We start from the raw sequence: 20,928 nt of genomic DNA, 5'->3' as shown, positions 1-20,928 counted from the left end.
AAGGGAGTTATAAAATGGAATTAAAAGAAAAAGATATTGCATTGTCGGGAAATCAGAGTAATGAAGTAGTGATTGGAATTGCACCTGCTTTTGGGAAATATCAACATCAGAGCATTGTAGGAGTACCTCATGACAAAATATTGAGAGAGTTAATTGCAGGAATTGAAGAAGAAGGTTTAAAATCACGTGTGGTCAGAATAATAAGAACATCTGATGTTTCTTTTATAGCACATGATGCAGCTGTACTTAGTGGTTCTGGAATAGGTATTGGTATTCAATCTAAAGGTACTACTGTAATTCATCAAAAGGATTTATTACCCCTTAATAATTTGGAACTTTTTCCACAAGCACCATTATTGGATTTGGATATTTTTAGATTAATTGGTAAAAATGCAGCAAAATATGCAAAAGGAGAATCTCCAAATCCAGTACCTACACGAAATGATCAAATGGTAAGACCAAAGTTTCAGGCTAAGGCAGCTTTATTGCACATAAAGGAAACAAAGCATGTTGTACAAAATGCAAAACCAATAGAATTAGAAATAATTAGCTGAAAGGAGAATCTTTAATGAGTGATATAACAAATAACATAAAAGTAGACTATGAAAATGATTATCCATTAGCTGCTAAAAGATCTGAATGGATTAAAACTCCTACAGGTAAAAATTTGAAGGATATAACTTTAGAAGCTGTTATAGATGAAAATGTTAAGGCAGAAGATGTTAGAATATCTAGAGATACACTTGAATTGCAAGCCCAAGTTGCTGAAGGATCAGGTAGATGCGCTATTGCAAGAAATTTTAGAAGAGCTGCTGAACTAATATCTATATCAGATGAAAGAATACTTGAAATATATAATGCATTAAGACCATATCGTTCAACTAAAAATGAATTACTTGCAATAGCAGATGAGCTGGAGGAAAAATATGATGCAAAAGTAAATGCTGATTTTATTAGGGAAGCTGCTGAAGTATACAGTAAGAGAAATAAAGTTAGAATAGAGGACTAGTTGGCAGGTGGAAATTATGAAATTCGTTGCTGGTATTGATATAGGAAATGCTACAACAGAAGTAGCAATAGCAAAGATTGAAGATGGTAATAAAATAGAGTTTGTTTCAAGTGGCATTGTAAAGACTACAGGAATTAAAGGAACGAAACAGAATATTAAAGGGGTTATAGATTCATTAAATCAGGCTTTGGAAAAATGTTCTACAGATATAGAAAATTTGGGTTTAATTAGAATTAATGAAGCAGCTCCAGTAATTGGAGACGTAGCTATGGAAACTATAACAGAGACAATTATAACAGAATCAACAATGATTGGACATAATCCTTCTACTCCAGGGGGAATAGGAACGGGTGTTGGAATTACTGTTGACATTGAAGAACTTGAAAGTATAAAGAACAATAATACTGTTATCGTAATAATTCTTAAAAAAGTGGATTTTGAATATGCAGCAAAAACTATAAATAAATATTTAAAAAAAGGTGTAAATATAGTTGGAGCTATTGTTCAAAGAGATGATGGTGTGTTGATTAATAATAGATTAGATAAAGTTATTCCTATAGTTGACGAAGTTACCTTACTAGAAAAAGTTCCTTTAAATATGAAGGCAGCAGTTGAAGTAGCACCACAAGGTGGTGTAGTTGAGGTATTATCTAATCCCTATGGTATTGCTACAGTATTTAATTTAAATGCAGAAGAGACGAAACTTGTAGTTCCAATATCAAGAGCATTAATAGGAAATAGATCAGCAGTGGTTATAAAAACACCAAAAGGTGATGTGCAGGAAAGAAGAATACCTGCAGGAAAGATTAACATAACTGGAATCAGAAGAACCAGCGTAGTTGATGTAGAAGATGGTGCTTCAAAGATAATGGAAGTAGTAAAATCTACAGTATCAATAGAAGATATAAAAGGTGAATCAGGCACTAATGTTGGTGGTATGTTTGAACGAGTAAGACAAGTTATGTCAAAGCTAACTAATCAAGATTTTCAAAGTATAAAAATACAGGATATTCTTGCAGTAGATACTTTTGTTCCACAGAAGATAGTAGGGGGCTTAGCTAGAGAATTTTCCTTAGAAAATGCTGTAGGAATTGCTGCCATGGTTAAAGCTGATAAACTTCAAATGCAGATAATAGCTGACGAATTAAAAAATAAGTTATCAGTAGAGGTTGAAATAGGTGGAGTAGAAGCAGAAATGGCAATACTAGGAGCACTTACTACACCTGGAAGCAATAAACCATTAGCTATACTGGATATGGGTGCTGGATCTACAGATGCTTCTATAATAAATAAAAATGGTGAAATAAGTTCTGTACATTTAGCTGGAGCAGGGAATATGGTAACTATGCTTATAAATTCTGAATTAGGATTAAATTCATTTGATTTAGCAGAGGATATAAAAAGATATCCATTAGCCAAAGTAGAAAGTCTATTTCATATAAGACATGAGGATGGAACTGTTGAATTCTTTGAGGAGCATTTTGATCCTTCTATATTTGCAAGAACTGTAATATTAAAAGAAGGTAATTTAATACCGATAAATATAGAAGCTTCTATAGAAAAGATTAAAATGATTAGAAAAATGGCTAAGGAAAAGGTGTTTGTTACAAATTGTATTAGAGCTTTAAGTATTGTTTCACCAACAGGCAGTATAAGAGATATAGAATTTGTCGTATTAGTTGGAGGATCTTCTTTAGATTTTCAAGTACCACAACTGATTACAGATGCTTTATCAAAATATGGTGTAGTTGCAGGCAGGGGGAATATAAGAGGTTTAGAAGGACCGAGAAATGCAGTGGCTACAGGATTAATACTAGATATTAATAAGGATAGGTAAGAAAAATGAAAGAAAAGTTTAATATTAATAAGCCTACCATAAATGTATACTTTAATCCTAATATTAAAGATAAAAATATATTAAATAACATACTTTTAGGCATGGAAGAGGAAAGTATACCTTATAAAATAGAAGAAAACAGTGAAAAAGATTCTGTTAAACTGGGATATATTGCAGCAAAGAATTCCAAGTTAGAAGTTGGTATAGGTATTGGAACAGATAATATAATAGTCATTCATTATTCAAAATTAACTTTAAATAATCCATTATTTAAAGTTAAAATAACAGATACCAAAAAGAATATTAGATTCATTGGGGCCAATGCTGCTAGATTAGTAAAGAAAAATCCCTTTAAAAACATGGATTTCATGTATTAGGTGGTGAAGAAGTATGAGTATATATACTAGAAGTGGTGATAAGGGAGAAACTGGTTTATTTGGAGGAAGCAGAATTAATAAAGATGATTTAAGAGTAGAATGCTATGGATGTTTAGATGAAGCAAATTCCTTTATAGGTCTTGCTTATTCCCTTATTAAAAGTAAAGATATAAAGATTATCTTAAGAAATATTCAGAATAAAATTTTTATAGCAGGGGCAGAGCTTGCCAGTGATGAAAAGGGAAAAGCCTATCTAAAAGATACAATATCACAAGGGGATATTGAAGAATTGGAAAAGATTATAGATAGATATACAGAAATTGTGGGACCTCAAAAAAGTTTTGTTATTCCAGGTGATACAATTTCATCAGCATCATTACATGTATCAAGAACTGTGGTTAGAAGATCAGAAAGATTAATGGTGGCCTTAAAAAGCAAATTAAAAGTTAGAAAAGAGTTGTATAAATATATAAATAGATTATCAGATGTTTTGTTTATACTTGCAAGAGTAGAAGCAGAAACAAATAGAAGTTAGAAAGGAAGTATATCATGGCAATAAAAATAAATGATTTTAAGCAGATAAGCTTAGAAACAGTTAAAGAAATGTGTAAGGCTGCAGAAGAAAAAGCTAAAAGTATAAGTATTTCAATAGTTTTTTCAGCGGTGGATGCTGGCGGAAATTTGATGCTTCTAACCAGAATGGAAAATGCATTTATAAGCAGTATAGATATAGCTGCCAATAAAGCTTTTACTGCATTAGCTTTAAAACAAGGAACTCATGAAGTAACTCCAGTAATACAACCAGGAGCAAGTCTTTATGGTTTACAATTGACAAATAATTGTAGAATTTCAACCTTTGGAGGAGGATTACCTATAATAGTTGATGATCAAGTAGTAGGTGCCATTGGAGTAAGTGGGGGAACTGTAGAAGAAGATATGTCTATTGCTAAATATGCATTAGATTCAATAAATGATGTTTAATTGTAATCATCATATTAAATAAATATAATTTTAATTTCTAGGAGGAATTATAAAATGAGAATGTATGATTTTTTAGCACCAAATGTAAACTTTATGGGAGCAGGTGCAATAAAATTAGTGGGAGAAAGATGTAAAATATTAGGCGGAAAGAAAGCTTTAATAGTTACAGATAAATTCTTGAGAAATATGGAAGATGGAGCTGTAGCTCAAACGGTTAAATATATTAAAGAAGCAGGAATAGATGTTGCTTTTTATGATGATGTAGAGCCTAATCCTAAGGATACTAATGTTAGAGATGGATTAAAAGTATATAGAAAAGAAAACTGTGATTTAATAGTTACTGTAGGAGGAGGAAGTTCTCATGACTGTGGAAAGGGAATAGGTATTGCAGCTACACACGAGGGAGATCTTTATGACTATGCTGGTATAGAAACCCTTACTAATCCATTGCCTCCGATAGTAGCTGTAAATACAACAGCTGGAACAGGCAGCGAGGTTACTCGTCATTGTGTTATCACAAACACAAAAACAAAGATTAAATTTGTTATTGTAAGCTGGAGAAATCTGCCGTTAGTATCCATTAATGATCCAATACTTATGATTAAAAAGCCTGCAGGATTAACAGCAGCTACAGGAATGGATGCCTTAACTCATGCCATAGAGTCCTATGTTTCTAAAGATGCAAACCCAGTAACAGATGCCTTAGCTATACAAGCAATAAAATTAATAGCTAACAATCTGCGTCAGGCAGTAGCCCTTGGAGAAAATCTGGAAGCTAGAGAAAATATGGCCTACGCATCACTTCTGGCAGGAATGGCATTTAATAATGCAAATTTAGGATATGTACATGCTATGGCACATCAATTAGGAGGCCTGTATGATATGGCACATGGTGTTGCCAATGCCATGTTATTACCACATGTAGAACGCTATAATCTTATATCAAATCCTAAGAAATTTGCAGATATAGCAGAATTCATGGGAGAGAATATTGAAGGACTTTCAGTAATGGAAGCAGCAGAAAAAGCTATAGATGCTATGTTTAGACTTTCAAAGGATGTTGGAATACCAGCAAGTCTTAAAGAAATGGGAGTTAATGAAGAAGATTTTGAATATATGGCAAAAATGGCATTGAAAGATGGAAATGCATTCAGTAATCCAAGAAAAGGTAATGAAAAAGATATAGTTAAAATATTTAGAGAAGCATTTTAATTGTAATCTTTCATATAATAAGTATTCCTTAGAAATATAAATATATCCTCGATAAGTTTATCAAGGATATATTTATTAAACATTTATAAAAAGCATGAAGGGAAGAAGTACATAGAACAATTTATAAGTGAAATTTTAGAGGATTACATTTCAATACTGCAGTAGCACCTATTTGTGGAGATGCTGTAGGGGTATTATTGTATAAAGTTATATTTTAATACCATAATGTGTTGTATGGATTTTTATTTAATCTTATGTTATGATTTAAAATATAGTAGGAAATATTATGTTTAAATAACTATATAGGAGATTCCTGATGTATAAAATATTATTAGTTGATGACGAAAATTTAGAAAGAGAAGCCTTGAAAATTATGTTAAAAAACATTAAAGATGAAATAGAAGTTGTAGGCGAAGCTGAAAACGGCAGAGAAGCTATAGAGCTTGATGAAAAATTAGATCCAGATATAATTTTTATGGATATAAAGATTCCTGGTATAGATGGCATGAAGGCTTCTGAGATAATTAAAAATAAAAATCAAAATAAAGTGATTATAATGCTTACAGCCTATGATGACTTTAATTTAATTCATAAAGCTTTAACTTTAAATGTAAACGATTATATATTGAAACCTTTAAAATATAATCAATTACTGGAAATTTTAAATACTCAGATTATTAATTTAAAATTCAACAAGAATAAAATAAAGGAAATGGAATTTCAATTAATAGATAAGATTGTATATTATGAAAAAAAGCAAGCAATAGATTTAATGAATAACATTATAAATAGTTATATTCATATTAGTAATAATGATGCTGTCTTATTTAAGGAAAGATTACAACTTCTCATGGAAAGAATAATAAAGGCAGCATGTACTTTCAATTTTAAAGATAATGATTCAATATCAGAAGAATATTCTAATAAGCTAAAATATTCTTCTGATATTGAATCTGCTTCTAAAACTATAGAAAAATTTTTAATATTAATATTAGAGAAAACTATAGAAGAAGATTCTATAAAAATAAACAATAAAAGTGAAAAAGGTAAAGTTTATATCAATAAGACTTTAGAACCAGCTATAAAATATATACAAGAAAATTATAGAGAAGAGATAGGTTTAGAAAAAATGGCCTGTATTACTAATTTAAGTGTATATTATTTTAGCAGATTATTTAAGAGGGAAATGGGAGTCAATTTTATCAACTATGTAAACAACTTCAAAATGCAAAAAGCAAAGAAGATGCTAAAAGATACAGATTTACCAATAGTAGATATAGCTGCAGATCTTGGATATTATGAATGTGGATATTTTACTAAGGTCTTTAAAAAAATTATTGGAATAACTCCCAGTAAATATAGAAACTATGATAAAGAGGATTATTAAATATTTCTGCTTATCTTATAACAAATGAAGTGGTTTAAATTACACGATAATGAAAAAATACTATATAATTAAATATATTAAAATGACATATATTTCAAATCTTCATGCAAATCTATATAATAAATTAATTATTAAAATTGATATTAAAATAAGATATTTAACTTAGTATAGATATGATATAGTACAGATTATTTAAGATAGAAGAGAATTTTAATTTATTCAATGGGAATTCACATTATAAAACAAGTAATAAAAACTATATTGACTTTTGCAATATTAAATGATAAAATCTTTCACGTATAATAAACATCCGTATAATCTTGACAATATGGGTCAAGAGTTTCTACCAAGGTACCTTAAATCTTTGACTATGGATGAACCTAATTTAATATTTTAGGCCTTTATATTTTTTATTAAGACTTAAAGTATAATCCGTTATTAAAGAATAACGGAATTTTGTTTTATTCTATATTTTTTAAGGGAGGAATATATTTTGACAAAAGACGGAAGTACAAAAGAAAAATCATTTTTGGAATCATATTTTAAGTTATCAGAGAATAACACAAATCCAAAGACAGAGATTGTAGCAGGTATTACAACATTTATAACTATGGCTTACATTATATTTGTAAATCCAAGTATATTGAAGCTTACTGGAATGGAACCTAATGCAGTTTTTGTTGCCACTTGTCTGGCTGCGGCAGTGGGAACACTTATAATGGCATTATATGCCAATTTGCCTTTTGCACAGGCTCCAGGTATGGGACTTAATGCTTTCTTTACTTTTACAGTATGTTTAACATTGCATTATACCTGGCAGCAGGCATTGGCGGCAGTTTTTATTTCAGGGGTATTGTTTATAATAATTACATTGACATCTATAAGAGAAAAAATAGTAGATGCACTGCCACAAACTTTGAAATTTGCCATATCTGGCGGTATAGGCCTTTTTATTGCACTTATTGGACTTAAGAGTGGCGGCATTATAGTTTCAAACCAAGCTACATTAGTTGGATTTGGTAAATTAATTGAACCAAGTGCAACATTGACTTTAATAGGAATTCTTATTACGGCAATACTTATGGCTAAGAAAGTTAAAGGGTCAATATTAATAGGTATATTAGCTACGACAGTTATAGGAATACCTCTTAAAATAACACATCCTGTATCCTTTGATAAACTTATAGGATTACCACCTAGTATATCACCTACATTTCTTAAAATGGATTTTGGAGGACTTCTTGGCATAGGTAAAGCTGGAGTTGTAGGAGCAATAGTCAGTGTGATAATGGTAGTTATAACTATATGCTTAGTAGATCTATTTGATACTTTGGGAACTCTAGTTGGAACTGCACAAAAGGCTAATATGGTAGATGAAAATGGAAGAGTTAAGAATATGTCAAAAGCATTACTTTGTGATGCGGTAGCTACAACTGCAGGTTCTTTACTTGGCACTAGTACTGTAGTAACTTATGTTGAATCTACTTCTGGTGTAGCAGAAGGAGGAAGAACAGGGCTTACTTCACTTGTAACGGGAATACTATTTTTATTTGCTTTATTCTTTTCTGGACTTGTGGGTATGGTTCCAGCCCAGGCAACTGCTCCAGCACTTGTTATTGTAGGAGTTTTAATGATGGGATCAGTTACAAAAATCAATTTTGACGACTTTACTGAAGCATTACCAGCATTTTTCACTATAGCAATTATGCCTTTTAGCTATAGTATTGCCAATGGAATAGCAGCAGGAATAATATCTTATCCAATATTGAAATTAGTTACTGGAAGGGGTAAAAAAGTACATCCATTAGTATACATATTGGCAGTAATATTTATTATAAGATTTTTAATACTTCCAGAATAATTATATACTAATAAAATAGTAAGTAGAGTTATTTATTTTCATATGTCTTAAGTAAAAAAGAAGAGGTCTTACAATCTGTATTTATTATTGTAATACCTCTTCCTTTTACTATTAAAAATTTTTAATAGTAAAAGGGTGTCACATAATGAAAATTAATAAGTGTACATTATATAATAACATTTTAATCTTCGAATTCAATTAAATCTGTATTTGCAGAACCAGGAGGGACTATAGGTAAAACTTTTTCTTCTTTTAATATTTCACAATCTATTATAACTGGTTCATTTAAAGCAAGAGCAGCTTTTAATACTTCTTCTATTTCATTATTAGAAGATATTTTGAAAGATTTTATTCCATAAGCTGCTGCGAGTTTACAAAAATCTGGTGTAGAATCAAATACAGTTTGAGAAAAATTACGATTATAGAACATATCCTGCCATTGATATACCATACCAAGTACGTGATTGTTTAGAACAAGCTGAATTACTGGAAGTTTATACTTTGCCAGAGTTGCCAGTTCATTACAATTCATTCTAAAGCTTCCATCACCAGCGATATTTATTACCTTTTTGCCCTTATTCCCTATACAGGCTCCAATAGCCGCACCTAAACCAAAACCCATGGTTCCAAGACCACCAGAGGTAATAAAACTTCTAGGATGCAGAAATTTAAAAAATTGTGCTGTCCACATCTGATTTTGACCAACTTCAGTAGTGATTATGCAGTTTCCCTCTGTAAATTTATATAATTTATCCAGTACAATCTGTGGATTTACACTGGTATTCTCTTTATACATTAGAGGATGAGAAGTCTTCCAAGCATTAATTTGTCCTAACCATTCAGCCTCATATTTATTATCTAAAGATTTTATTAGTTTAGAGAGAACAGCTTTAACGTCACCTCTTATAGAAACATCTTCAGGTAAATTTTTGCTGAACTCAGAGGCATCAATATCTATGTGAATTATTTTTGCGTTTGGTACAAAAGAGCTGACTTTTCCGGTAACTCTATCGCTGAAACGTGAACCTATGGCAATGAGCAAATCACAATTGGAAAAGGCATAATTAGAAGTATAAGTACCGTGCATACCTATCATACCAAGAAATAATTCATCATCACTTGGAAATCCGCCAAGTCCCATAAGTGAACAAGATACTGGACAATTTATTTTTTTCGCAAAATCATATAATTCCTTTGCCCCATTAGAACTTATTACTCCACCTCCAGCATAAATAACGGGTTTCTTTGAACTATTTATAAGATCAATTGCCGCAGATAAATTACCAGGTTCAGGCAGAGAATCTTTTTTTGATTCAACTAAAGGATTATAGTCGATTATAGTATTTTGTATATCTTTTGGAATATCTATAAGTACAGGACCTGGACGGCCAGCTGAAGCAACTTTAAAAGCTCTTCTTATAGTATCTGAAAGACTTTCTGGATCTTTTACAATATAGTTTTCTTTAGTTATGGCTTTAGTTATACTAGTAATATCAACTTCCTGAAAGGAAGATTTGCCAAGATAAGATTTAGCAACTTGACCAGTAACAACTACTAAGGGTATGGAATCCCCATAGGCAGTAGCAATACCTGTAACTGTATTGGTGGCACCAGGTCCAGAGGTTGCTATTACAACACCAACCTTTCCTGTTGACCTTGCATAACCATCAGCAGCATGAGTTGCACCCTGTTCATGAGCAGTCAATATATGTTTAATATCTTTTTCATAATACAGAGCATCATATATAGGCAGCACTGCCCCACCAGGATAACCAAAAATTACGTCAACTCCTTGTTCTTTTAGGCATTCTAATAGTACTTTCGCACCAGATAATTTCAATTTAAATCCCCCTTAAATATTTTAGATGTTAATGATTAAAATATAATAAATAATTAAAAAATTTTAAGTTTCAATAATCAAACAATTAAAAAAATACAAAAAAATAGACACAATGCCCTGGGGCGAGTGTCTGTTCGCGGTACCACCCAAAAATTTTCTTGTAAGATAACGATCAATAGACCGGCACAGCTTACTAACTTCAGCCTGCAGCTCTAGGGTGATTTTCAACATAATAGGTATCCACAGGTTTTCAGCTTCTCCTGCTCTCTTTTGAATAATACTATGCATACTCTTCCCTGTCATGGCATTTAATTTTAAATAAAAATAAAAAACAGTACTCCGCCCTGGGGCGAGGAGACTGTTTCGCGGTACCACCCAATTTATTTCTTGATTTATATAACGGTTTTAACCGGCGCAACCTACTTAATTCAGTCTACAACTCCAGGGTGAGATTCGGCATACAATTATCCACAGGTTTTCAGCTACCCCCGCTCTCTTTTGGACATCTCTTATACTTACTGTTCCCTTTCAAGGTTTTTTAAATTTCGTATTTATTTATGTATTAATATACTATCTGAATAAAAATAAGTCAATGATATTTTTTAAAATTTGTATTTGTTTAATTTTTTATGCTTTTTATTAAAAATGTGATAGAATAGCTGGCTAATATTAATACTTTAAAAAATATGTATACACAGGTTGACAATTTAAATTTTTGGTGTTACGATTTTTGGAAAGTGATGAATGTACTATGTAAAATAATTAAAGAGTTTAATTTACATAAAATTGAACAGAATATTAATGCATCAGTTTATTTGTGCATTGTTTTTTTATTGTGTTTTAAGTATATAAAATTTGTTAAAAGTTAAGTTTTTTAAAGAATAATAAATTAAAGCTTTTTAATTATAGAGTAATTGTAGTAAAATAGTATATGCTTATAAAAATTTAAAAAATTTTTAAAATAAATCTAGGGGGCATTTATAATGGCAAAAGTTTATTATGAACACGACTGTAATTTAGGATTTTTAAAAGGTAAAAAGGTTGCTGTAATTGGTTATGGTAGCCAAGGTCACGCACATGCACTTAACTTACATGAAAGTGGTGTTGATGTTATAGTTGGACTTTATAAGGGAAGTAAGTCTTGGGCAAAGGCTGAAGCAGCTGGTTTAAAGGTTGAAACTTCTGAAGAAGCAGCAAAAGAAGCAGATATAATAATGATTCTTATAAACGATGAAAAGCAAGCTAAACTTTATAAAGATTCAATTGAACCAAATCTAACTGAAGGAAAGGCATTAGTATTTGCACACGGATTTTCCATTCACTTTGGTCAGATAGTACCACCTAAAAATGTCGATGTATTCTTAATAGCTCCAAAGGGACCTGGTCATACAGTAAGAAGTCAATTCTTAGAAGGAAGAGGAGTTCCATGTCTTATAGCAATTCATCAGGATGCAACTGGAAAAGCTAAAGATATAGCACTTGCATATGCACTTGGAATTGGTGGTGCAAGAGCCGGTGTTATAGAAACTTCATTCAAAGAAGAAACTGAAACAGATCTTTTCGGTGAACAGGCAGTATTGTGCGGTGGAGTTTCAGCACTTATAAGAGCAGGTTTTGAAACATTGGTTGAAGCTGGATATCAACCTGAAATGGCATACTTTGAATGTTGTCATGAAATGAAACTAATTGTAGACTTAATAAATGAAGGTGGACTTAACCTAATGAGATATTCTATCAGTGATACTGCAGAATATGGTGATTATGTTAGTGGTGAAAGAGTAATAACAGATGAAACTAAAAAAGCTATGAAGGGCATATTAAAAGACATTCAACAGGGTGTATTTGCTAAGAACTGGCTTTTAGAAAATCAAACTAATAGACCATATTTCAATGCTAGAAAGGCACTAGATAGAGATCAACAATTAGAAACAGTTGGTGCTGAGTTAAGAAAAATGATGTCTTGGAGCGATAAGGAAAAATTGGTAAAATAGTTCCTGACAGAACATATGTTGACATTTTCTAAAGCTTACAAATAGGAGATGCTTTACTTAAGTAAGAACTGAAAATATATAAATATGCTATTTTTAGAGAACCAAGTTTATAAATAAACTTGGTTCTCTATTCTATAATTAAAGTTGGAATATACTGAATATTGAATTTATTACAAATATATAATAATATATTCTTTAGGATGGTTTGTTTAATAACCTGCAGTTATAATAGATATAATTAATATGTATTTTAATTATATAATAAAAGAGGTTATAATAAAATGTAGCTTAATTATAGTATGTATTAAAATAGATTATTATAAGATTTAGTCTTAAATCCAAGGAGGAAAATCATATATGAAAAAAGGCATGACAATGACTCAAAAAATAATAGCAGCACATGCTGGACTAGATTATGTTGAAGCGGGACAACTTGTAAATGCTAATTTAGATTTAGTTTTAGGCAATGATATTACCAGCCCTGTAGCCATAAAAGAATTTAGAAAATTAGGAATTGACAAGGTTTTTGATAAAAATAAAATAGCTCTAGTACCAGACCATTTTACACCAAATAAAGACATAAAGTCTGCTGAACATTGTAAATTAGTAAGAGAATTTGCCTATGAAATGGAAATAGTTAATTATTTTGAAGTAGGGGAAATGGGAATAGAACATGCACTTCTTCCTGAAAAAGGACTTACTATACCAGGAGATATAGTAATAGGTGCTGATTCACATACTTGTACTTATGGAGCACTAGGTGCTTTTTCAACAGGAGTAGGTAGTACAGATATGGCTGTTGGAATGGCAACTGGTAAAGCATGGTTTAAGGTACCAGAAGCAATTAAGTTTGTATTAAAAGGTAAATTTAATAAATGGGTAAGTGGTAAAGATCTTATTCTTCATATTATTGGAATGATAGGTGTAGATGGAGCACTTTACAAATCTATGGAATTTGTTGGTGAAGGGGTAAAAGAGATATCTATGGATGGTAGATTTACCATAGCTAATATGGCCATTGAAGCAGGAGCTAAAAATGGAATATTTCCTGTGGATGAAAAAGCTCTAGAGTACGTTAAAGACAGAACTGATAGAGAATGGAAAGTATTTGAAGCGGATGAAAATGCTGAGTATTCAAAGGTTATTGAAATAGATTTAAGTGAAGTAAAACCAACAGTTTCTTTCCCTCATTTGCCTGATAATACAAGAACTATAGATAATGTAGGTGAGGTAAAAATAGATCAAGCAGTTATAGGTTCCTGTACTAATGGACGTATAGAAGATTTAAGAGTTACAGCAGAAATTTTAAAGGGTAAAAAAGTTAAAAAAGGTGTAAGACTTATAATACTACCAGGTACCCAAAGCATATATCTTCAGGCAATAGAAGAAGGACTTGCTAAAGTATTTATAGAAGCAGGAGCAGTGCTAAGTACACCAACTTGTGGACCATGCCTTGGAGGATATATGGGAATACTTGCTAAGGGAGAAAGAGCTATATCCACAACAAATAGAAATTTCGTTGGTAGAATGGGACATCCAGAAAGCGAAGTATACTTAGCTAGTCCAGCAATAGCAGCAGCATCTGCAATAGCGGGAAAAATTGTTTCACCAGAGGAGGTATTATAATGAAAGCAGAAGGTAAAGTTCTAAGATATGGAGATAATGTGGATACGGATGTTATAATTCCAGCAAGATATTTAAATTCATCAGATCCAAAAGACCTTGCAAAACACTGTATGGAAGATTTAGACGTAAATTTTCTTGAAAAATTAAACCCAGGAGATATAGTAGTTGCAGATAAGAATTTTGGATGTGGATCTTCAAGGGAGCATGCTCCTATAGCATTAAAAGCAGCAGGAGTATCCTGTGTTATTGCTAAAAGCTTTGCAAGAATATTCTATAGAAATTCCATAAATATAGGATTCCCAATACTTGAATGTGAAGAGGCTGTAAATGATGCAAAAAATAATCATGAACTTGAAGTTGATTTTACTACAGGTATAATAAAAAATATAACTTTGGGAAAAGAATATAAAGCACAGGCTTATCCTCAGTTTATGATAGATATTATGAAAAATGAAGGACTTATAAACTGTGTTAAAAATGGAAGCTTTAAATAGTTTTATGAGGTAATATATAGTCAACGGATAAAAATTTTGTTACATTTTAGATACGTATATAAATATGGATTATAAGGAGCTTGAATATAGATGAAAGAATTTAAAATTGCAGTTATACCTGGAGACGGTATAGGTCCGGATATTGTAAGAGAAGCTGTAAAGATAATGACTAAAGTTGGAGAAAAATATGATACAAAATTCAATTTTGTAGAAGTTAAAGCTGGGGGAGATGCCATAGATGCTTATGGTGAACCACTTCCTAAGGAAACAATAGATGTGTGCAAAAGCAGTGCGGCTGTACTTTTAGGAGCAGTGGGAGGACCTAAGTGGGATAATCTTGAAGGCTCTAAAAGACCAGAGAGAGCCCTTCTAGGACTTCGTGGTGCCCTTGGCTTATATGCAAATCTAAGACCAGCAAAAGTTTATAATGTATTAAAATCTGCATCTCCTTTAAAAAATGAAATAATAGATGAGGGCGTTGATCTATTAGTAGTAAGAGAACTTATAGGTGGTATATATTTTGGAGATAGAGGAACTAAAGAGGTAAACGGAGTAGAAACAGCTTTTGACACAGAAAAATATAATGTAGATGAAGTTAAAAGAATAGCTCATTCTGCTTTTAAAGCTGCAATGAAGAGAAGAAAGAAAGTTACTTCAGTGGATAAAGCCAATGTACTGGATGCATCAAGATTATGGAGAAAAACTGTAAACGAAGTATCTAAAGAATATCCTGAAGTAGAATTAAGTCATCTATACGTTGATAATACTGCTATGCAGCTGGTTAGAAAGCCATCTCAATTTGATGTAATATTAACAAACAATATATTTGGTGATATATTATCAGATGAGGCTTCTATGATAACAGGTTCTATAGGAATGCTTGCATCTTCAAGTATAAGAGAGGACAGCTTTGGAATGTATGAACCTATCCATGGTTCAGCTCCTGATATAGCTGGACTGGATATAGCTAACCCCCTTGCACAGATACTTTCAGCTGCTATGCTTATGGAGTATTCTCTTGATATGTCAGAAGCAGCAAGAGATGTAGAAGCAGCAGTAGAAAAAGTATTAAATGAAGGATATAGAACTGCAGATATATATATTGAAGGGACTAAAAAAGTTGGAACATCAGAAATGGGAAATTTAGTTCTTGAACGACTATAGAGGAGGGATTTTATATGAGATCGGATTCAGCTAGAAAGGGTTTAGAAAAAGCCCCACATAGATCACTTTTTAAAGCCTTAGGTTTTATAGATGAAGAAATGGAAAGACCACTTATTGGTATTGCAAGTTCCTATAGTGAAATAATACCAGGTCATATGAATTTAGATAAAGTTGTACAAGCGGTAAAAGATGGAGTAAGAATGGCTGGAGGAGTTCCAGTAACTTTTGGAACTATAGGTGTTTGTGATGGTATATCCATGAATCATAAGGGTATGAGTTATTCATTACCTTCAAGACAGTTAATTGCAGATAGCGTAGAAATAGTTGCAAGTGCCCATGCCTTTGATGGTATAGTACTTGTACCTAATTGTGATAAGGTTGTTCCAGGAATGATGATGGCGGCAGCGAGACTTGATATTCCTGCAATAGTTATAAGTGGTGGGCCAATGCTTGCAGGTAATACTTGTGGTAAAGCTACAGACTTAAGCGGAGTATTTGAAGCAGTAGGAGCTGTAAAAGCAGGAAATATGACTGAAGAGGAACTTTCAGAACTTGAAAATACAGCTTGTCCTACATGTGGCTCCTGTTCAGGTATGTATACAGCTAATTCTATGAATTGTCTTTCAGAAGTTCTTGGACTTGCCCTTCCTTATAATGGAACAATACCAGCAGTATACTCTGAAAGATTAAGATTGGCTAAGACTTCTGGAATGAAAATAGTAGACCTTGTAAAAAAAGGTTTAACACCATCAAAAATACTTACTGAAGAAGCTTTTATGAATGCTATAACAGCAGATATGGCTCTTGGATGTTCTACAAACTCTCTACTTCATTTACCAGCTATAGCTAATGAAGTTGGAATAACTATCGATTTCGATAGAGTAAATGAAATAAGTGAGAGAACACCAGATTTTTGTAAGTTAAGTCCTGCTGGGCATCATCATATTGAAGATTTCCATTTTGCAGGAGGAATACCTGCATTAATTAATTCATTAATCGACAGAGAATTAATTAATGAAAATTGCTTGACAGTTACAGGTAAAACTGTCTATGAAAATGTGAAAAATGCAAAAGTAAGAAATAATGATGTAATAAGATATGATCATCCTTATAGCGCTACTGGCGGTCTTGTAGTATTAAAGGGAACTCTAGCTCCCGATGGTGCTGTAGTTAAAAAAGCAGCAGTGGCAGAGGAAATGCTTCAGCATAAAGGACCAGCCAGGGTATATGATAGTGAAGAAGAGGTTTCAAAGGCTATACTTGGCGGAGAAATTAATCATGGAGATGTAGTAGTTATAAGATTTGAAGGACCAAAGGGTGGTCCCGGTATGAGGGAAATGCTTTCGCCTACATCTTTACTTGCAGGTATGGGTATGGATAAAACCGTAGCACTTATAACAGATGGAAGATTTTCTGGAGCTACAAGAGGGGCATCTATTGGACATGTATCACCAGAAGCTGCTCTTGGTGGACCTATTGCCTATGTTCAGGAAGGCGACATCATAGAAATTGATATGGTTAAGAAAACTTTAAATCTTCTAGTAGATGAAGAAGAGCTTAAAAAGAGAACTCCTAAAACTAAGGAAAAGGAAGTTAAGGGATATCTAAAGAGATATGCTAAAGGAGTTTCATCAGCAGATAAGGGTGCCATATTTGAAAGATAGTTCATATTAAATTGAAGCAAGATCTTAATTCAGGTGGGGATTCTTTTACCCCATCTGAATTTTAGAACTGCGAATGCATGGCTTACTTGGCGTCTAACTCCCACTTGAAGAAAAGCAGAGAACCAAAATCTTCTTTTCGATTTTGTGTGAGGGCTGTACAGAGTGCAAGTAGAGAGCCCAAATTTTAATTTGGTGTGAGGACTGTACAGAGTGCGTGGGAGACTTACGCCAAGTTAGTCAGGTGAAAAGAAGCTGAGCTGCAATAGATTGATTTATTGCAGCTCAGCTTTTTATTTTAATTAAATAGGGAAACTAACATTTTTACAGCTACTGCAAAGGACATGGTAATAAATATAGGTTTTATTATCTTTGAGCCTTTAAGGAGAGCAAGCTTTGTACCTAATCTTGCTCCAAAAATCATACATATAGCAACTGGAATTCCCAAAATATAATTTACTTGTCCATTTAATGCAAATAATATGAGAGAAGCTAGATTGCTTACTAAATTTAAAAATTTAGCATTTCCTCCCGCATTAATATAATCAAATCCAAAGATACTTATGAAGCCAAAAATTAGAAAAGAGCCAGTGCCAGGTCCCAAAAATCCATCATAAAAACCTATGGAAAAAGCTAATAAAATTCCAAGAGTAATATTTTTTCCGGTTAATCCTTTAAAATTATTTGAAAGTCCTCTTGACTTTGATAAAAGGCTAAAAATTCCTACAAGTAAAATTGCTATAAGCACAATAGTATGCATAAAAGTTTCATTTATATTTAGTACAGTTAAAACTCCAAGGGCAGCTCCAACAAGAGTAAAAGGAGCCAAATATTTTACTAATTGAAAATTTATTTTGCTATTTTTGTTGTATTGAAAAGAACTCATTAAAGTACCAGAAGTAGAACAAAATTTATTGGTACCTAGAGCTAACCTCGCAGGTAGTCCGGCTAGTAAAAATGCAGGAAGGCTTATTAATCCGCCGCCGCCAGCAATAGAGTCTACAGCTGCCGCAATAAATCCAAATACGCATAATAGTATTAAGACACTTGGATTTATTTGATGAAATGTGGGATTTTGAAATAAGTTAGCAGCTAAATTGTTATGGATTTGTAAAAATTGTGTCATTGAATATTCTCATCGTCCTTTCTTTAAATTGGCTTGTATTATTTTACAATAATTTCGAAAGATAGCATTATATTGTTCAATAAAAAATTACTTTCAGTAAAAAGACTATACTAAAATTCATGAAAAATCAATAAAGTTAATATTTATGAAAATTGTATAATATAATTTCATTTTTAATTTGATAATTTTTTTATGGTAATATTAAGATAAAAATTATAAATATATATTAAATTTAAATATATATAATTAAATTTAAATAATTATTATTAATGTAAAATAATTTAAAAGCTGTGTCACAAGCATTGCGACACAGCTTCAAACTAATAAATAAAATCAAACTTTATTTATTAGACTTATTTTCACTGTCTTCCTGAAGAAATTTTTTCAAGAGATTGTGATTTAAAATATCGTCTGAATACTGAAGTTCCGTAAGTGTAGTCTCCTTTTTAGCTTCTAAGGCTGGAGTAGAAGGAATAACTTTTTTGGTTTTAACATCATAATAGGTATTGGTCCAGGATACATAAAAGGCATTTCCATCAGTGAAGGAACCACTTCTAAAATTCACATCTCCAGTACTGCTATTTAACATATCTTTTCCAAGCATATATTTATTGGAAAGATTATAAAGGTTAGCTATAGTAGGGAATAAGTCTATTTGGCCTGTATATAGACTGTTTATACCTTTGTGTTCATCTTTAGGAAAATGTATGAGCATTGGAACCTTCTGAAGCTCAAACCAATCTAAGTCTGTAGGATTTTTAATGCCTTCAAAATCATATAGCAAAGGCATACTGTTTTTAGGAATAGCATAATGATCTCCGTATAACACTACTATAGAATTATCCATCATTCCAGAAGATTCAAGTTTGTCCAAAAACATTCCAAGCTGCTCATCAGTATAGTGTATTCCCTTAAGATAATCACCTAATAAAGTGTTTTCATATTTTCCTGAATTAAATTTATTAGTAGTACCTTTGTCATAGCCATTTACATCATCATAAGGATAATGACTGCTTAAAGTTATAGTAAAGGCAAAGAAAGGTTGAGAAAAGCTTTTTATCTTATCAAAACTCTGATTTAAAAAGGATTTATCACTTAAACCCAGGCCTACATTTTCATTAATGTTATAGGCTCTTTGTCCATAAAAATCATCAAATTTTTCAGATTTATACATTACATTTCTGTTCCAGAAACCTTCTCTATATCCATGCAATGCAGCGGTATAATAGTCTTTTTCCTTGAATTCTTTAGCCATGGAATTTAAAGTGTCACCAGAATACATGTAATAAGCAGCACCAGAAGCAGCTGGATATAGTGAATTGTTTGATAAAAATTCTGCATCAGAAGTATTACCTGCTGCTACTTGATAGAAATAATTATTAAAATATAGACTCTTATTTATCCACCTGTTTAGATTAGGGGTAATTTCTTGACCATCAAGTTTTTTATTTATGACAAATTCCTGCAGAGCTTCTACTTGAATTACTATTAAATTTTTACCATTACCAGCACCTTTTAAATTTGCAGTTGTAGTTGTATTGGAATTCTTATTTTCTAGATAAGTCTTTATTTCATTTTGCCTTTCTTCAGGCAATTTCTGCATATTAGATACAGCTGTTGAAGTTACATTATAAGTATCCAGTATGTGAAAATTTATAGGACCTAATACTTGAGCAAGATAAAGTCTGTTGAACATTGTAGAAATAAGTCTTGGCTGTTCCTTATCTAGATCGTGTATTTTTTTTGCATCTACAGCTACAAATATGGCAAATACTATTAAAAAGATTGCAAATCTCTTAATAAATTTCAGTTGTATTCTTGGAACTTTCTTATAAAATCTTAAAAATGGAATTAATATAAATATATCTAAAAGATATAAGAAATCTGTTGGCTTTATAAGCTCTTTTACACTGGCACCAACCCCACCTAATAAAAATCCATTTCTCACTACACCAAGAGACATTAAATCCTTAAAATATCTGTAGTAAACAGTATCTACAATTATAAGTACACTTAACACTATATTAAATATATATAGGAGTCTTGTCCTAGTGTTATTTTTAAACAATAAAGCTATACTGGCAAAAACCCCCACAGCGGATATGGTAGCGGCACCAATATAAAAATAATTAAAATATACAGGAGAGATAAATTTATTAAAGTTAAAGGATTTTATAGACAGTATGACTATAAAATAAATTATATCTAGGTTTTTAATAAAAAATTGCTTGATTTTTTCTGACTTAGTCAATTTTGTAGTATTGTTATCTATGTACATTTATGCAAAAACCTCCTACGAGAATAATTATATAAAAAATATTATCTATAAATATATAACACAATTCTATGTATACAGTAAAAA

At 31.7% G+C, this 20,928-nt stretch carries 17 protein-coding genes, 1 riboswitch and 2 other annotated features; of the genes, 14 read left to right on the top strand and 3 right to left on the bottom strand.

The window, feature by feature from the left end; all coding sequences use genetic code 11:
* Window positions 1-14 precede the first annotated feature (14 nt).
* From CLPA_RS11080 to CLPA_RS11040, 9 genes are all read left to right on the top strand, one after another.
* Window positions 15-554, top strand: coding sequence for a propanediol/glycerol family dehydratase medium subunit (locus CLPA_RS11080; protein ID WP_003441624.1), 540 nt, complete (start codon window positions 15-17; stop codon window positions 552-554).
* A gap of 14 nt (window positions 555-568) precedes the next feature.
* Entirely contained in the window at window positions 569-1,009 is a 441-nt protein-coding gene (locus tag CLPA_RS11075; RefSeq protein WP_003441628.1) for a diol dehydratase small subunit, read from the top strand.
* 16 nt (window positions 1,010-1,025) lie between these two features.
* The gene (locus CLPA_RS11070) at window positions 1,026-2,846 is read left to right on the top strand and encodes a diol dehydratase reactivase subunit alpha (RefSeq protein ID WP_003441630.1); all 1,821 of its coding nucleotides are present in this window, start codon (window positions 1,026-1,028) and stop codon (window positions 2,844-2,846) included.
* Between the two features lie 5 nt (window positions 2,847-2,851).
* The gene (locus tag CLPA_RS11065) at window positions 2,852-3,223 is read left to right on the top strand and encodes a glycerol dehydratase reactivase beta/small subunit family protein (RefSeq protein WP_003441632.1); all 372 of its coding nucleotides are present in this window, start codon (window positions 2,852-2,854) and stop codon (window positions 3,221-3,223) included.
* 13 nt (window positions 3,224-3,236) lie between these two features.
* Window positions 3,237-3,758 carry a cob(I)yrinic acid a,c-diamide adenosyltransferase gene (locus CLPA_RS11060; RefSeq protein WP_003441634.1) on the top strand — a complete coding sequence of 174 codons (522 nt, stop codon included), beginning with the start codon at window positions 3,237-3,239 and terminating at the stop codon, window positions 3,756-3,758.
* A 14-nt stretch (window positions 3,759-3,772) separates the two neighbouring features.
* A complete protein-coding gene (locus CLPA_RS11055) occupies window positions 3,773-4,204 on the top strand; it encodes a GlcG/HbpS family heme-binding protein (RefSeq protein ID WP_003441636.1) in 432 nt (143 codons plus the stop codon).
* 54 nt (window positions 4,205-4,258) lie between these two features.
* Window positions 4,259-5,416, top strand: a complete 1,158-nt coding sequence (gene dhaT, locus CLPA_RS11050; RefSeq protein WP_003441638.1) for a 1,3-propanediol dehydrogenase — start codon at window positions 4,259-4,261, stop codon at window positions 5,414-5,416.
* Window positions 5,417-5,732: 316 nt separating this feature from the next.
* A complete protein-coding gene (locus tag CLPA_RS21700; protein WP_003441641.1) occupies window positions 5,733-6,803 on the top strand; it encodes a response regulator transcription factor in 1,071 nt (356 codons plus the stop codon).
* Window positions 6,804-7,093: 290 nt separating this feature from the next.
* A riboswitch (purine riboswitch) is annotated at window positions 7,094-7,194 on the top strand.
* A 102-nt stretch (window positions 7,195-7,296) separates the two neighbouring features.
* Window positions 7,297-8,664 carry an NCS2 family permease gene (locus CLPA_RS11040; RefSeq protein ID WP_003441643.1) on the top strand — a complete coding sequence of 456 codons (1,368 nt, stop codon included), beginning with the start codon at window positions 7,297-7,299 and terminating at the stop codon, window positions 8,662-8,664.
* A 181-nt stretch (window positions 8,665-8,845) separates the two neighbouring features.
* Here the strand turns inward: CLPA_RS11040 and ilvB are convergent, their stop codons facing one another.
* Window positions 8,846-10,504, bottom strand: coding sequence for a biosynthetic-type acetolactate synthase large subunit (gene ilvB / locus CLPA_RS11035; protein WP_003441645.1), 1,659 nt, complete (start codon window positions 10,502-10,504; stop codon window positions 8,846-8,848).
* A gap of 115 nt (window positions 10,505-10,619) precedes the next feature.
* Window positions 10,620-10,816 (bottom strand) — a binding site (T-box leader).
* Between the two features lie 30 nt (window positions 10,817-10,846).
* Window positions 10,847-11,045 (bottom strand) — a binding site (T-box leader).
* A gap of 442 nt (window positions 11,046-11,487) precedes the next feature.
* On the opposite strand from ilvB, the gene ilvC reads away from it, so the two are divergent.
* The 5 genes from ilvC (at window position 11,488) to ilvD (ending at window position 17,443) form a co-directional block, all read left to right on the top strand.
* Window positions 11,488-12,495 carry a ketol-acid reductoisomerase gene (ilvC, locus tag CLPA_RS11025; protein WP_003441649.1) on the top strand — a complete coding sequence of 336 codons (1,008 nt, stop codon included), beginning with the start codon at window positions 11,488-11,490 and terminating at the stop codon, window positions 12,493-12,495.
* A gap of 357 nt (window positions 12,496-12,852) precedes the next feature.
* Window positions 12,853-14,121, top strand: a complete 1,269-nt coding sequence (leuC, locus tag CLPA_RS11020) for a 3-isopropylmalate dehydratase large subunit (protein ID WP_087946537.1) — start codon at window positions 12,853-12,855, stop codon at window positions 14,119-14,121.
* Window positions 14,121-14,615: a 3-isopropylmalate dehydratase small subunit gene (gene leuD, locus CLPA_RS11015; RefSeq protein ID WP_003441653.1), complete on the top strand. Its 495-nt coding sequence runs from the start codon at window positions 14,121-14,123 to the stop codon at window positions 14,613-14,615. Before leuC ends, leuD begins: the two co-directional genes overlap by 1 nt.
* Before the next feature lie 90 nt (window positions 14,616-14,705).
* Window positions 14,706-15,779 (top strand): 3-isopropylmalate dehydrogenase, encoded by a 1,074-nt coding sequence (leuB, locus tag CLPA_RS11010; protein ID WP_003441655.1) that lies wholly within the window; start codon window positions 14,706-14,708, stop codon window positions 15,777-15,779.
* A 14-nt stretch (window positions 15,780-15,793) separates the two neighbouring features.
* Window positions 15,794-17,443, top strand: coding sequence for a dihydroxy-acid dehydratase (ilvD, locus tag CLPA_RS11005; RefSeq protein WP_003441657.1), 1,650 nt, complete (start codon window positions 15,794-15,796; stop codon window positions 17,441-17,443).
* 295 nt (window positions 17,444-17,738) lie between these two features.
* Here ilvD and CLPA_RS11000 read toward each other — a convergent pair whose 3' ends face one another.
* A complete protein-coding gene (locus CLPA_RS11000; RefSeq protein ID WP_003441659.1) occupies window positions 17,739-18,566 on the bottom strand; it encodes a sulfite exporter TauE/SafE family protein in 828 nt (275 codons plus the stop codon).
* 340 nt (window positions 18,567-18,906) lie between these two features.
* Window positions 18,907-20,844: an LTA synthase family protein gene (locus CLPA_RS10995; protein WP_003441661.1), complete on the bottom strand. Its 1,938-nt coding sequence runs from the start codon at window positions 20,842-20,844 to the stop codon at window positions 18,907-18,909.
* Window positions 20,845-20,928: the final 84 nt, after the last annotated feature.

Source organism: Clostridium pasteurianum DSM 525 = ATCC 6013, assembly GCF_000807255.1.
In the GTDB taxonomy this organism is placed as follows: Bacteria; Bacillota; Clostridia; order Clostridiales; family Clostridiaceae; genus Clostridium_I; species Clostridium_I pasteurianum.
Note: the sequence above shows the minus strand (reverse complement) of the source record. Positions and strands in the feature narration are given on the sequence as shown.